Origin of the sequence: Streptomyces sp. AK010 (assembly GCF_014207295.1) — a bacterium.
Lineage (GTDB): Bacteria > Actinomycetota > Actinomycetes > Streptomycetales > Streptomycetaceae > Streptomyces > Streptomyces massasporeus.
On record NZ_JACHCX010000022.1, the window covers coordinates 108,524 to 124,341 of the forward strand.

General features: G+C 74.5%; 2 protein-coding genes. Both read left to right on the forward strand.

Annotated elements, in window-relative coordinates; genetic code table 11:
* Nucleotides 1–58: 58 nt before the first annotated feature.
* Nucleotides 59–13,756, forward strand: a complete 13,698-nt coding sequence (locus HDC93_RS32020; RefSeq protein WP_185014329.1) for a type I polyketide synthase — start codon at nt 59–61, stop codon at nt 13,754–13,756.
* A gap of 85 nt (nt 13,757–13,841) precedes the next feature.
* A partial coding sequence (locus HDC93_RS32025; protein ID WP_398987209.1) for a type I polyketide synthase occupies nt 13,842–15,818 on the forward strand: 1,977 nt, incomplete at its 3' end.

The following is a 15,818-nucleotide window of genomic DNA, read 5'->3' on the forward strand; positions in this document are numbered from 1 at the left end:
GAACATTCCCCCACTCAGCAGTCTTGCGGTAATTCGGCCGAAAGGGCAGTCGAGCGCGATGACGAATCAGCACCAGTCCGAATCGATCGGGACGCGCCGTGCACGGAGCGAGGACATCGCGGTCGTCGGCCTTTCCTGCCGTCTGCCCGGAGCGGAGAATCCCGAGGCCTTCTGGGACCTGCTCAGCACCGGCACCTCCGCCATCACCCCGGTCCCGGCGGACCGCCTGAAGCCCACGACCTCCGGCGAGGCCGCGTCCGAGGGCACCGGACCCGGCCTGCGCCACGGGGGCTTCCTGGAGACCGTCGACACCTTCGACGCCGGCTTCTTCGGCATCGCCCCGCGCGAGGCCCGCGTCATGGACCCGCAGCAGCGCCTCGTGCTCGAACTGGCCTGGGAGGCACTGGAGAACGCCGGGATCGTCCCGGCCACCCTGCGCGGCAGCCGCACCGCCGTGTTCGTCGGCACCCTGCGCGACGACTACGCCGCTCTGCTCTACCAGCACGGCGCCCGTGCCGTCACCCAGCACACCATGACCGGCGTCAACCGCGGCGTGATCGCCAACCGGGTCTCCTACCACCTCGGCCTGCGCGGCCCCAGCCTCACCGTCGACTCGGCCCAGTCCTCCTCGCTGGTCGCCGTGCACCTGGCGTGCGAATCCCTGCGCGCCGGAGAGTCCGACGCCGCCATCGTCGCCGGAGTCAACCTCAACATCCTCGCCGAGGCCGCGATCGCCGGAGAGCGCTTCGGCGGCCTCTCGCCCGACGGCACCACTTACACCTTCGACGCCCGCGCCAACGGCTTCGTACGCGGCGAGGGCGGCGGCGCCGTCGTCCTCAAGCCGCTGTCCCGGGCCCTCGCGGACGGTGACGGCGTCCTCGGCGTCATCCACGCCAGCGCCGTCAACAACGACGGATCCACCACCCCCGGACTGACCGTGCCCGGCCAGGAGACCCAGGAGCGGGTCCTGCGCGAGGCGTACGAACGCGGCGGCCTCGCCCCCGACGCCGTCCAGTACGTCGAACTGCACGGCACCGGCACCCCGGTCGGTGATCCCGTCGAGGCCGCCGCACTGGGCGCGGTGCTGGGGACGGCCCGCTCCGACGCGGGCCCGCTGCGGGTCGGGTCCGCGAAGACCAACGTGGGCCACCTGGAGGGCGCCGCGGGCATCGTGGGCCTGATCAAGACCCTGCTGGCCCTGCGCCACCGCCGCCTGCCCGCCAGCCTCAACTTCGACACCCCGAACCCGGAGATCCCCCTGGCCGAACTCGGCCTGGAGGTGCAGCGCGAGACGGGCGACTGGCCCGCCCCCGACCGGGCCCTCATCGCCGGTGTCTCCTCGTTCGGCATGGGCGGCACCAACGCCCACGTGGTCCTGGGGGAGGGGCCGGCCACACCGGCACCGGCCGAGGCCCCGGACGGGGACGGCGTCCTGCTGCCCTGGGTCGTCTCCGGCCGCGACGCCGCCGCCCTCGCCGCGCAGGCGGACCGGCTGAGCGCCGCCGTGAACGCCGGGCCCGGGCCCCGCCCCGAGGACATCGGCCACTCCCTGGCCACCACCCGCACCGTCTTCGACCACCGGGCCGTCGTCCTCGCCGACGACCGGGCCGGCATGGTCGCCGGCCTGACCGCCCTGGCCGGGGGCCGCGCCGCCGCTCAGGTCGTCACCGGAGCCGTCCGCCCCGGTACGACGGCCTTCCTGTTCACCGGGCAGGGCGCCCAGCGCGCCGCCATGGGACGGGAACTGCGCGACGCCTTCGCGGTGTTCCGCGCCGCCTTCGACGAGGTGTGCCGGGCCTTCGCCCCGCTGCTCGACCGGCCCCTCGCCGAGGTGGTCGACTCCGGGACCGGCCTGGACGACACCGCCTGGACCCAGCCCGCGCTCTTCGCCGTCGAGGTCGCCCTGTACCGCCTCGTCACCTCCTGGGGCGTCACCCCCGGCCACGTGGCCGGGCACTCCATCGGGGAGATCGCGGCCGCCCATGTCGCGGGCGTGCTGTCCCTCGACGACGCCGCCCGGCTCGTCGCCGCCCGGGGCCGCCTGATGCAGGAGTTGCCCGCCGGCGGCGCCATGGTCGCCGTGGAGGCCACCGAGGACGAGGTGCTGCCCCTGCTCGCCGCGCAGGACGGGCCGGTGGCCGTCGCCGCCGTCAACGGGCCCCGCGCGACGGTGCTCTCGGGCGCGCTCGACAGCGTCACGGCCGTCGCGGAGCAACTCGCCGCGCAGGGCCGCAGGACCCGCCGTCTCACGGTCAGCCACGCCTTCCACTCGCCGCTGATGGACCCGATGCTGGAGCCCTTCCGCGCGGTCGTGGAGGAGCTGACGTTCCACGAGCCGCGGATCGCCGCCGTGTCCACGGTCACCGGCACCGCCGTCGCACCGGGCGAGTGGACCTCGCCCGCCTACTGGGTCGAGCAGGTGCGCCGTCCGGTCCGCTTCCTCGACGCCGTCCGCACCCTGGAGGACCTGGGCGCCGCCACCCTGCTGGAACTGGGCCCCGACGGCGTCCTGACCGCGCTGGCCGCCGCGAGCGCCCGCGACACCGGGGCCACCGCTCCCGTCGCCACGCTCCGTGCCGGACGCGCCGAGGTCCGTTCCCTGCTCACCGGCGTCGCCGCCGCGTTCGTCCGCGGCACGCCCGTCGACTGGGCGGCCGTGCACGCCGGCGGCCCGGGCCGCCGCGTCCCGCTGCCCACCTACGCCTTCCAGCGCGAGCGCCACTGGATCGACGGCCCGGCCGCCCCCGCAGCACAGGCGTCCGCGCCGGGCCTGCCCGACGCCGGGACCGCCGCCACAGGAGCCGAGATCACCGCCGCGGCCCCGGCCGCCCCGGGCCCGTACGCCCCCGACGCCACCGCCCTCGTGCTGGAGCAGGTCGCAGCCGTCCTGGAGCACACCGACGTCCGGCGCGTCGATCCGCACGCCGCGTTCAAGGACCTCGGCTTCGACTCCCTGATGACGGTCGAGCTGCGCGACGCCCTCGCCGCCGCCACCGGCCTGAAGCTGCCCAGCGGCCTGCTGTTCGACCACCCCACCCCGGCCGCCCTCATCGCCCACCTCACCACCCTCCTCGCCGGCCCGGACACGGCCGCCCGCACCGAGGACCGTCCGGGCGGCACCCCCGACATGGCGCACGAACCCATCGCCATCGTCGGCATGGCCTGCCGCTACCCGGGCGGCGTCACCTCTCCCGAGGAGCTGTGGAACCTGGTCGCCGACGGCCGGGACGCCATATCCGGCTTCCCCGGCGACCGCGGCTGGGACGCGGGCCTGTACGACGCCGACCCCACGCACGGCGGTCACAGCACCGTCCGCGAGGGCGGCTTCCTGCACGACGCCGCCCTGTTCGACAACGAGTTCTTCGGGATCTCGCCCCGCGAGGCCCTTGCCATGGACCCGCAGCAGCGCCTCCTGCTGGAGACCGCCTGGGAGGCCGTCGAGCGGGCCGGTCTGGACGCCGCCGCCCTCAAGGGCAGCCGTACCGGCGTGTTCGTGGGCGCCACCACCCTCGACTACGGGCCCCGGATGCACGAGGCCCCCGACACCGTCGAGGGACACCTCCTCACCGGCACCACGCCGAGCGTCATGTCCGGCCGCATCGCCTACCAGCTCGGTCTGCTCGGCCCGGCCGTCACCGTCGACACGGCCTGCTCCTCCTCGCTGGTGGCCCTGCACATGGCGGTGCGCTCCCTGCGCTCGGGCGAGACCGACCTGGCCCTCGCGGGCGGCGCGACGGTCATGTCGTCGCCCGGCATGTTCGTGGAGTTCTCCCGCCAGCGCGGCCTGGCGGCGGACGGCCGCTCCAAGTCCTTCGCCGCCTCCGCCGACGGCACCTCCTGGGCCGAGGGCGTCGGCCTGCTGGTCGTGGAGCGCCTGTCGGACGCCCTCCGCAACGGGCACCGGGTGCTGGCGGTGGTGCGGGGCAGCGCGATCAACCAGGACGGCACGGGCAACGGCCTCACCGCCCCGGTCGGCCCCTCGCAGCAGCGCGTCATCCGCGACGCCCTCTCCGACGCCCGTCTCACTCCGGCCGAGGTGGACGCGGTGGAGGCGCACGGCACGGGCACGCGGTTGGGTGACCCGATCGAGGCGCAGGCGTTGCTGGCGACGTATGGCCAGGATCGTGAACAGCCCTTGCTGTTGGGGTCGTTGAAGTCGAACATCGGGCACGCTCAGGCCGCCGCGGGTGTGGGCGGTGTGATCAAGATGGTGCAGGCGATGCGGCACGGTGTGCTGCCCCGGACGCTCCACGTGGACGAGCCGTCGCCGTTCGTGGAGTGGGACACGGGTGCGGTCGAGCTGCTGACCGAGGAGCGGGAGTGGACCGCCCGGGACGGCGTGCCGAGGCGTGCGGGTGTCTCGTCCTTCGGGATCAGCGGGACCAACGCGCATGTGCTGGTCGAGGAGTTCGTCACCGTGCAGGACGAGGCCGAGCGTCCGGAGCCGTCCGGGCCCGTTCCGTTCGTGCTGTCCGCGCGGGACGAGGCGGCGCTGCGCGCCCAGGCCCGGCGCCTGCACGACGTCGTCACGGAGAGCGGCACGCACCCCGCCGACCTCGGCGCGTCCCTCGCCGTCACCCGCACCGCACTGCCGCACCGCGCCGTGGTCACCGCCACGGACACCGACACCCTTCTCGCCGGTCTCGCCGCCCTGGCCGACGGCGAGGAGACCTCCCAGGTCGTCACCGGCAGCGCCGCGGGCGCGGGACGCACCGCCTTCCTGTTCACCGGGCAGGGCGCCCAGCGCGCCGGCATGGGCCGCGAACTGTACGCAGTGTCCCCGGTGTTCGCGGCGGCCCTGGACGAGGCGTGCGCGGCCCTGGACGAGCACCTCGAACTGCCGCTGCGCACAGTGATGTTCGCGGAAGCCGACACCGAGCCCGCCCGGCTGCTGCACCGCACCGCCTACACCCAGCCCGCCCTGTTCGCCGTGGAGGTCGCCCTGTTCCGGCTCCTCGCCCACCACGGCACCACACCGGACCTGCTCGCCGGGCACTCCATCGGCGAGCTCGCGGCGGCCCATGTCGCGGGCGTGCTGACCCTGGCCGACGCGGCCCGGCTGGTCGCGGCCCGGGGAAGGCTCATGGAGGCGGCACGCGCGGGCGGAGCCATGATCGCCGTGGAGGCCACCGAAGCCGAGCTCGCCGACGACCTGCGGAAGGCGGCGGGCCGGTTCGACCTCGCCGCCGTCAACGCCCCCGACTCCCTCGTGATCTCGGGCGACGAGGACGCCGTGGAGGAACTGGCCGGACAGTGGCGCGCCCGGGGCCGCCGCACCCGCCGGCTCAAGGTCAGCCACGCCTTCCACTCGCCGCACATGGACGAGATCCTCGACGAGTTCCGCACGATCGCCGAAGGCCTCACCTTCCACGCGCCGCGCATCCCGATCGTCTCCACGGTCACCGGCGAACTCGCCACCCCGGACGAGCTGACCTCGCCCGACTACTGGGCGCGGCAGATCCGCCGGCCCGTACGGTTCGTCGACGCCGCCCGGGCCCTGCACCGGCACGGCGCCACCGTGTTCGTCGAGACCGGCCCCGACGCCGTGCTCGCACCGCTGACCCGGGCCGCCCTGACCGACGCGGACGCCGTCGTCGTCCCGATGCTGCGGGCCGGGCGCGCCGAGGGCGAGACCTTCCTCGCCGGGATCGCCGCGGCCTGGACCGGCGGCGCGCCCCTCGCCGCCGAGACCTTCCACCCCGGCGCCCGCCTCGTCGACCTGCCGACCTACCCCTTCCAGCGCGAGCGCTACTGGCTCACGCCCGAACGCCCCCTCGACGCCCGGGGTCTGGGTCTGGACCCGGCCGGGCACCCGCTCCTGCACGCCTCGATGGAACTGGCCGGCAGCGACGGGCTGGTGCTCACCGGCCGCCTCGCCGTCGCCGACCAGCCCTGGCTCGCCGACCACACCATCACCGGCACGGTCCTCGTGCCCGCCACCGCGTTCCTGGAGCTGGCCTTGACGGCGGCGGGCCGCCTGGGCATCGACCAGATCGACGAACTGACCCTGGAAGCACCCCTGGAGCTGCCGGAGCAGGGCGCCGTGCGCGTCCAGGTCGCCGTCGGCGCACCGGACGCCTCCGGCAGCCGGCCCGTGGAGATCCACGCCTGCCCGGACAGCGGCCCGGACGCCGCGCAGCTGTGGACACGGCACGCCTCCGGCACCCTCGGCGGCACCCTGCCGACCGCGCCCGACCTGAGCCAGTGGCCGCCCGCCGACGCCGACGAGATGCCCTTGGACGACGCCTACGAACGCCTCGCCGGACTGGGCTACACCTACGGCCCGGCCTTCCAGGGCCTGACACGCCTGTGGCGCACGGCCGACGCGCTGTACGCCGAGGTCGCCCTGCCCGACGCCCACAAGAGCGGCGCCGACCGGTTCGGACTGCACCCCGCCCTCTTCGACGCGCTCCTGCACCCGGTGGTGCTGCACGCCGCCGGGGACGACACCGCCGCGGACACCATCCGGCTGCCGTTCGCCTGGTCCGGCGCGTCCCTGCACGCCGGCGGCGCCGACACCCTGCGGGTGCGGATCGAGCCCGGCGGGTCCGGCACCTACGCCCTGCACGCCGCGGACGCCGTCGGTGCTCCCGTCATCAGCGTGGAGGCCCTCGCCCTGCGCCCGGTCGCCAAGGACCGGATCCGCTCCGCACCACGGCTCGACGACGCCCTGTACGCCGTGGAGTGGACGCCGGTCGCGAGGCCCGAGGGCGATGCGCCGAGTGTCGTGGAGGCGACCGACCTCACGCAGGTGGACGGCACAGCCGATGTGGTGCTCGTACGCGCCCCGGCCGGTGACGGACACGTCGATGTGGCGGCCAGTGCCCACCACACGGCGGAGGTGTTCCTGCGCATGGTGCAGGACTTCCTCGCCGACGAGCGCCTGACCGACGCGCGCCTCGCGGTGCTCACCCGGGGCGCGGTGGCCGCCGCACCCGGCGACCTCGTCCCCGAGCCCGCCCAGGCACCTCTGTGGGGCCTGCTGCGCGGCGCGCAGTCCGAGCATCCGGACCGGGTGGTCCTGATCGACGCCGACGTCCCCACCGACGACCGGCTCCTGGCCGCCGCCCTCGCTTCGGGTGAGGCGCAGGTGGCGGTGCGGTCGGGCGGGTTGGTGGTGCCGAGGCTGCGGCGGGCGGTGCCGGGTGACGGTGGTGCGGTCGCCTGGGGTGAGGGCCCGGTGCTGGTGACCGGTGGTACCGGTGGTCTGGGTGCTGTGGTGGCCCGGCATCTGGTGACGGTTCACGGGGTCCGCTCGCTGGTGCTGGTGAGCCGGCGCGGTGAGGCGGCACCCGGCGCGGAGGAGCTGCGGGCGGAGCTGGAGGCTCTGGGCGCGGCCGTGAGGATCGCGGCATGTGATGTGACCGACCGGTCCGCCCTGGCCGAACTGCTTGCCGGAGTAGCCGAGTTGTCGGGCGTGGTGCATACGGCGGGTGTGCTGGACGATGTGACGGTGGAGGGGCTGACGCCCGAGCGGTTGCATTCCGTGCTGCGTCCGAAGGTGGACGCTGCGTGGCATCTGCACGAGCTGACCCGGGACTTGGGCCTTCGGGCGTTCGTCCTGTACTCGTCGGTGTCGGGTCTGCTGGGTACGGCGGGTCAGGCGAACTACGCCGCCGGCAACGCGTTCCTGGACGCGCTGGCGGCGCACCGCCGGGCTGCCGGACTCCCCGCCACCTCCCTCGCCTGGGGCCTCTGGGACGGCTCCCACGGCATGGGCGGCACCCTGGGCGACGCCGATCTGGCGCGCTGGACGCGCCAGGGCATCAGGACCCTCACCCCCGAGCACGCCCTGGCTCTCTTCGACGCGGCCCTGGCGGGCGACGACGCGCTGCGCGTGCCCGTGGTCTTCGAGCAGCGGGCACTGCGCGCCGAGTCCTCACCCCTGCTGCGCGACCTGGCTCCGGCACCCCGCTCCCGGCGCACCGCCGCGCGCGCCTCCGACGCGGGCACCGAAGGCACCACCTGGGCGCAGCGGATCGCGGCCCTGCCGCAGGAGCGGCGCCGCGAGACCGTCCTCGACCTCGTCCGCGGCATCGTGGCCGGCGTCCTCGGCCACACCGACCCGCAGCGCCTCGATCCCAAGCGCGCCTTCAAGGAGAGCGGCTTCGACTCCCTCGCCGGCGTCGAACTGCGCAACCGGTTGAACACCGCCACCGGACTGCGGCTGTCCGCCACCGTCGTCTTCGACCACCCCACGCCCGACGCGGTCACCGACCATCTGCTCACCCGGATCGCGGACACCGCCACCCCCGTCCCGGCCCGCACCCCGCGGCCCGCCGCCGCCCGGGACGAACCGATCGCGATCGTCGGCATGGCCTGCCGCTACCCGGGCGGCGTCGCCTCACCGGACGACCTCTGGCGGCTGGTCTCCGAGGGCGGGGACGCCATCAGCGAGTTCCCCGTCAACCGGGGCTGGGACCTGGACGGCCTCTACGACCCGGACCCCGCCCACACCGGCACCTCCTACGTCAGGCACGGCGGATTCCTGCACGACGCCGACCGGTTCGACCCCGCCTTCTTCGGCATCCCGCCGCGTGAGGCGACCGCCATGGACCCGCAGCACCGGCTGCTGCTGGAGACGGCCTGGGAGGCGTTCGAGCACGCCGGCATCGACCCGACCGGCCTGCACGGCTCGGACACCGGCGTGTTCGCGGGCGCCATGTACGACGACTACGCGTCCCGCCTCGCGGCGAGCCCCGAGGAGTACGAGGGCTTCCTGCTCGCCGGCAACCTCTCCAGCGTCGTGTCCGGCCGGCTCTCCTACACCTACGGCTTCGAGGGCCCGGCGGTCACCGTCGACACGGCCTGCTCGTCCTCGCTGGTCGCCCTGCACCTCGCGGCGAACGCGCTGCGCAACGGCGAGTGCTCGCTCGCCCTCGCCGGCGGCGTGACCGTCATGGCCGGGCCGCACGTCTTCGTGGAGTTCTCCCGCCAGCGCGGCCTGTCGCCCGACGGCCGCTGCAAGTCCTTCGCGGCGGCGGCCGACGGTGTGGCCTGGTCGGAAGGCGTGGGCCTGCTGGTCGTGGAGCGTCTGTCGGACGCGGTGCGCAACGGGCACCGGGTGCTGGCGGTCGTGCGGGGCAGCGCGGTGAACCAGGACGGCGCCTCGAACGGCCTGACGGCGCCGAACGGCCCGTCGCAGGAGCGTGTCATCCGCCAGGCACTGGCCTCGGCCGGTCTGTCCGCCTCCGAGGTGGACGCGGTGGAGGCGCACGGCACGGGCACACGGTTGGGTGACCCGATCGAGGCGCAAGCCCTGCTGGCGACGTATGGCCAGGATCGTGAACAGCCCTTGCTTTTGGGGTCGTTGAAGTCGAACATCGGGCACGCTCAGGCCGCCGCGGGTGTGGGCGGTGTGATCAAGATGGTGCAGGCGATGCGGCACGGTGTGCTGCCCCGGACGCTCCACGTGGACGAGCCGTCGCCGTTCGTGGAGTGGGACACGGGTGCGGTCGAGCTGCTGACCGAGGAGCGGGAGTGGACCGCCCGGGACGGCGTGCCGAGGCGTGCGGGTGTCTCGTCCTTCGGGATCAGCGGGACCAACGCGCATGTGGTGGTCGAGGAGTTCGTCACCGTGCAGGACGAGGCCGAGCGTCCGGAGCCGTCCGGGCCCGTTCCGTTCGTGCTGTCCGCGCGGGACGAGGCGGCGCTGCGCGCCCAGGCCCGGCGCCTGCACGACCACGTCGGCCGCCATCCCGAGCAGTCCCTCGCGGACCTCGGCTGGTCCCTCGGCACCCGCCGGGCCCGGCACGGCCGCGGAGCCGTGGTGGCCGCCCGGCACCGCGCCGAGCTGCTCGACGGACTCGCCGCGCTGAGCCGCGGTGAGACCACCCCGGCCGCGCAGCGCACCCCCGCGTCACCGCGCGGCAAGACCGCCTTCCTGATGACCGGGCAGGGCGCCCAGCGCCTCGGCATGGGCCGCGAACTGTACGCAGCGTCCCCGGTGTTCGCGGCGGCCCTCGACGAGGTGTGCGCCCACCTGGACCCCGAACTCATGCGCCCGCTGAAGTCGGTGCTCTTCGCCGCCGAGGACAGCGCGGACGCGGCGCTGCTCGACCAGACGGCGTTCACCCAGACCGCGCTGTTCGCCCTGGAGACCGCGCTGTTCCGCCTCGCCGAACACCACGGTCTCACCCCGGACTTCCTGCTCGGCCACTCGATCGGCGAGGTCACCGCCGCCCACCTCGCGGGCGTCCTCGAATTGCCCGACGCCTGCGTCCTCGTGGCCGAACGCGGCCGGCTGATGCAGGCCGCACGGGAGGGCGGCGCCATGGCAGCCGTCGAGGCCGGAGAGGAAGCCGTTCGCGTCGCGCTCGCCCCCTACGGCGACCGGATCGCGGTCGCCGGCGTCAACGGGCCGCGCTCCACCGTCGTCTCGGGTGACGCCGACGCCGTGGACGAGCTCGCCGCCCGGTTCAAGAAGGAGGGCGCCCGGGTCAAGCGCCTCCCCGTCAGCCACGCCTTCCACTCGCCGCACATGGACGAGATCCTGGCCGAGTTCCGCGCGATCGCCGAGGACCTCACCTTCCACGCGCCGCGCATCCCCATCGTCTCCAACGTCACCGGCGCACTGGCCACCGCGGAGGACCTCGCCTCGCCCGACTACTGGGCCCGGCACATCCGCGAAGCCGTCCGCTTCCTCGACGGCGTACGCCTCCTGGAGGCGGCGGGGGTCACCGAGTGGCTCGAACTCGGCCCCGACGGGGTGCTGAGCGCCCTGGTCGCCGAGTCCCTGGAACAGCCCTCCGGCGTCGTGGCGCCCCTGCTGCGCAGGGGCCGCTCCGAGCCGGAGGTGTGCGCCACCGCCCTCGGGCTGCTCGCCGCACGCGGCGCCGACATCCGCTGGGACACCGTCTTCCCCGAGGCGTACGGCACCGACCTGCCGCTCTACGCGTTCCAGCGGCAGCGCTACTGGCTGGACGCGCCGACCACCGTGACGGACGCCGCGGGCTTCGGGCTCGTGGCGGCCGACCACCCGCTGCTCGGCGCCGCCGTCCCGCTGGCCGACCGCGACGAACACATCCTCACCGGACGCCTGTCACGCGGCACGCACCCCTGGCTGACGGAGCACACCGTCTCCGGCACCGTGCTCGTGCCCGGCACCGGACTGCTCGAACTCGCCCTCCGGGCAGGCGAACAGCTCGGCGCCGCCACGGTCGAGGAACTCACCCTGGCGGCCCCCCTGGTGCTGCCCGAACGCGGCGGCGTACACCTCCAGGTGTCCGTCGGCGCCGAGGACACCGACGCGACCCGCCCGGTGCGCATCCACGCCCGGCCGCACGGCGACCCCGGCCACGACGGAACCTGGACCCTGCACGCCTACGGCTCCCTGAGCGCCGGCACCGACGCGGCCGGGGCGTCCCTCACGGTCTGGCCCCCCGCCGGGGCCCGCGAGATCGACCTCACCGGCGCCTACCAGCGTCTCGCCGAGCAGGGCTACGCCTACGGGCCCGCGTTCCGCAACCTGCGCCGGCTGTGGACGGCCGGCGACGACCTCTGCGCCGAGGTCGCCCTCGATGACGACCAGCGTGGCGAGGCACGCCGGTTCACCCTCCACCCGGCCCTGCTCGACGCCGCCCTGCACCCGCTGCTTCCCGGAGTCGCCGGTGACGACGGCCGACCGGTGCTGCCGTTCTCCTGGGCCGGAGTGAGCGCGACCGCCACGGGCGCGTCCGTGCTGCGGGTCCGGCTCGCCGGAGCGGCGGCACCCGAGGCCGCGAACGGCGGCTCCACGACGGTCGCCCTCACCGTGGCCGACGGCTCGGGCGCACCGGTCGCCGAGGTGGCGGAACTGACCCTGCGCCCGCTGTCCGCCGAGCCGCTGCGCACCGCCGGCACCGGCTCCGCAGACGGCCTGCTCAAGGTCGAGTGGAGCAGGCCGGCCACCGCGGAAGCCACGGCCGACCTCACCACCTGGGCGGTCCTCGGATCCACCCAGGACCTCGGCCTGCCGGACGGCACGGTCCGCTCCTACGCGGACCTCGGCGCGCTCACCCGGGACGTCGAGGCGGGCGCACCCCTGCCCGCGGTCGTCCTCGCTCCCCACTTCTCCGCGCCCGTCGGCGGGGCGCTGCCGCACACCGCCCGGGAGGCGGCTCACCAGGCGCTCGTCCAGGTGCAGGAGTGGCTCGCGGACGACAGGTTCGCGGACACCCGCCTCGTGGTCACCACCCGGGGCGCCGTGGCCACCGCGGCCGACGAGGACGTCACCGACCTGGCTCACGCCCCGCTCTGGGGCCTGCTGCGCACGGCACAGTCGGAGAGCCCCGGCCGCGTCCAGCTCCTGGACCTCGACGCCACGGACACGCCTGCCCTCACCGCCGCCCTCGCTTCGGGTGAGGCGCAGGTGGCGGTGCGGTCGGGCGGGTTGGTGGTGCCGAGGCTGCGGCGGGCGGTGCCGGGTGACGGTGGTGCGGTCGCCTGGGGTGAGGGCCCGGTGCTGGTGACCGGTGGTACCGGTGGTCTGGGTGCTGTGGTGGCCCGGCATCTGGTGACGGTTCACGGGGTCCGCTCGCTGGTGCTGGTGAGCCGGCGCGGTGAGGCGGCACCCGGCGCGGAGGAGCTGCGGGCGGAGCTGGAGGCTCTGGGCGCGGCCGTGAGGATCGCGGCATGTGATGTGACCGACCGGTCCGCCCTGGCCGAACTGCTTGCCGGAGTAGCCGAGTTGTCGGGCGTGGTGCATACGGCGGGTGTGCTGGACGACGTGACGGTGGAGGGTCTGACCGCGGAGCGGTTGCATTCCGTGCTGCGTCCGAAGGTGGACGCTGCGTGGCATCTGCACGAGCTGACCCGGGACATGGGCCTTCGGGCGTTCGTCCTGTACTCGTCGGTGTCGGGTCTGCTGGGTACGGCGGGTCAGGCGAACTACGCCGCCGGCAACGCGTTCCTGGACGCGCTGGCGGCGCACCGCCGGGCTGCCGGACTCCCCGCCACCTCCCTCGCCTGGGGCCTCTGGGAGGAGACCAGCACCATCACCGGTCACCTCGCCGAGGCGGACCTGCGCCGCCTGGCGCGCTCCGGCCTGCTGCCGCTGGCCACCGACGACGCGATGGCCCTCTTCGACGCCGCCCCGGCCACCGGAGAGAGCGTCCTCGCCGTCACCCGGCTCGACACCCGGGCGATCCGCGCCCTGGGCGACGCGGTACCGCCGCTCCTCTCCGGACTCGTCCGCGCCACGAGCGCCCGCCGCCCGGCGGCCTCGGGCGACACCCCCGCCGGCCGCCCCGAGGGCCGGGGTCTCGCCGAGCGGCTCGCCGAGCTGGCCGCCCCCGACCGGGAACGGGCGCTGGTGGACCTCGTCCGCGGCCGGGTGGCCGCCGTCCTCGGGCATGCCGACCACACCGCGATCGACGCCGACCGGCCGGTCCAGGAACTCGGCTTCGACTCCCTGACAGCCGTCGAGCTGCGCAACCAGCTCGCCACCGAGACGGGACTGCGGCTGCCGACCACCCTCGTCTTCGACCAGCCCACGCCGAGGGCGCTCGCCTCGTACCTGGGCGACCGCCTCACCGTCGATGAGACCGCGCCGGACGAGCCGGTCCTCGCGGAACTGGCCCGGCTCGAAGCCGCCATCGAGGCGGCCGCCACCGACGCGTCCGCCCACGGCCGGATCACCGCCCGACTGCGCGAACTCCTCGACGCCGCCGACAGCGCGGCAGGGGCCCGGACCGGCGCCTCGGCCGAGGACCGGGACGACGACCTGGACTCGGCCACCGACGACGAACTGTTCGCCCTCGTCGACGAGCTGAACTGAGCCACACCGCCACTTCGGCACCGATCACCACACGACACACGGGAGTTGACACACCATGGCGGGCGAGGACAAGCTCCGCGACTACCTGAAGAAGGCCGTCGCCGATGCCCGTGAGGCACGCCGGCAGCTGCGGGACATCGAGGACAGGCGGCGCGAGCCGATCGCGATCGTGGGCATGGCCTGCCGCTACCCCGGCGGCGTGTCCTCGCCCGACGACCTGTGGCGCCTCGTGGCCGACGGCACCGACGCCGTCGGCGGGTTCCCCGGCAACCGGGGCTGGGACGTGGACGGCCTCTACGACCCGGACCCCGACCGCACGGGCACCTCCTACGCCCGCGAAGGCGGATTCCTCTACGACGCCGACGAGTTCGACCCGGCCTTCTTCGGGATGTCGCCGCGCGAGGCCATGGCGATCGACCCGCAGCAGCGGCTGCTGCTGGAGACGGCCTGGGAGGCGTTCGAACACGCCGGCATCGACGCCACCGCCCTGCGCGGTTCGGACACCGGCGTGTTCACGGGCCAGATGTACAACGACTACGGCTCACGCCCCCATCTGCCGCCGGAGGACTTCGAGGGCTACCTGTTCAGCGGCAGCGCCGGCAGCATCGCCGTCGGCCGGCTCTCCTACACCTACGGTTTCGAGGGCCCGGCGGTCTCCGTCGACACGGCGTGCTCGTCCTCGCTGGTCGCCCTGCACCTCGCGGTCAACGCACTGCGCAACGGCGAGTGCTCGCTCGCCCTGGCCGGTGGCGTCACGGTGATGTCGACACCGGTGGCCTTCCTGGAGTTCTCCCGCCTGCGCGGTCTGTCGCCCGACGGCCGCTGCAAGTCGTTCGCGGCGGGAGCCGACGGTGTGGCCTGGGCGGAGGGGGCCGGCGTTCTCGTCGTCGAGCGGCTGTCGGACGCGGTGCGCAACGGGCACCGGGTGCTGGCGGTGGTGCGGGGCAGCGCGGTGAACCAGGACGGTGCCTCGAACGGTCTGACGGCGCCGAACGGCCCGTCGCAGGAGCGTGTCATCCGTCAGGCCCTCGAGAACGCCCGTCTCACGCCCGCCGAGGTGGACGCCGTGGAGGCGCACGGCACGGGCACACGGCTCGGCGACCCGATCGAGGCGCAAGCCCTGCTGGCGACGTATGGCCAGGATCGTGAACAGCCCTTGCTGTTGGGGTCGTTGAAGTCGAACATCGGGCACGCTCAGGCCGCCGCGGGTGTGGGCGGTGTGATCAAGATGGTGCAGGCGATGCGGCACGGTGTGCTGCCCCGGACGCTCCACGTGGACGAGCCGTCGCCGTTCGTGGAGTGGGACACGGGCGCGGTCGAGCTGCTCACCGAGGCACGTGACTGGCCGGCGCGGGAGGATGCGCCGCGCCGCGCGGGTGTCTCCTCCTTCGGATTCGGCGGCACCAACGCGCACGTCATCCTCGAAGAGGCCCCGGCCGCCCCGCCCGCCGAGACCACCGGCTCCCGCACCCTGCCCGTACTGCCGTGGCTCCTGTCCGCCCGCACCCCCCAGGCGCTCACCGCCCAGGCCGAACGGCTCCACGCCTTCGCCTCGGCCCCCGGCGCCCCCGCCCCCCTGGACATCGCCTACTCCCTGGCCGCCACCCGAGCAGACCTCCCGCACCGCGCCGCGGTCGTGGGCACCGGCCGTGCCGGACTCCTCGACGGCCTCCGCCACCTGACCCCCGTCAGCCCCTCAGGGGGTGCTCTGGCGGTGGTGTTCTCGGGTCAGGGTGCGCAGCGGGCTGGTATGGGGCGGGAGTTGTATGCCTCGTTCCCGGTGTTCGCGGGGGCGTTGGATGAGGTGTGTGGGGTGCTGGATCCGTTGCTGGGTGGCTCTTTGAGGGAGGTGATGTTCGCGGTCGAGGGGTCGTTGCTGGCGCAGACGGGGTGGACGCAGCCGGCGTTGTTCGCGTTTGAGGTGGCGTTGTTCCGGTTGGTGGAGTCGTGGGGTGTGCGGCCTGGTCTTGTGGCGGGTCATTCGGTGGGGGAGTTGGTGGCTGCGCATGTGGCGGGGGTGATGGATCTGGGTGAGGCGGCTCGGTTGGTGGCGGCGCGTGCG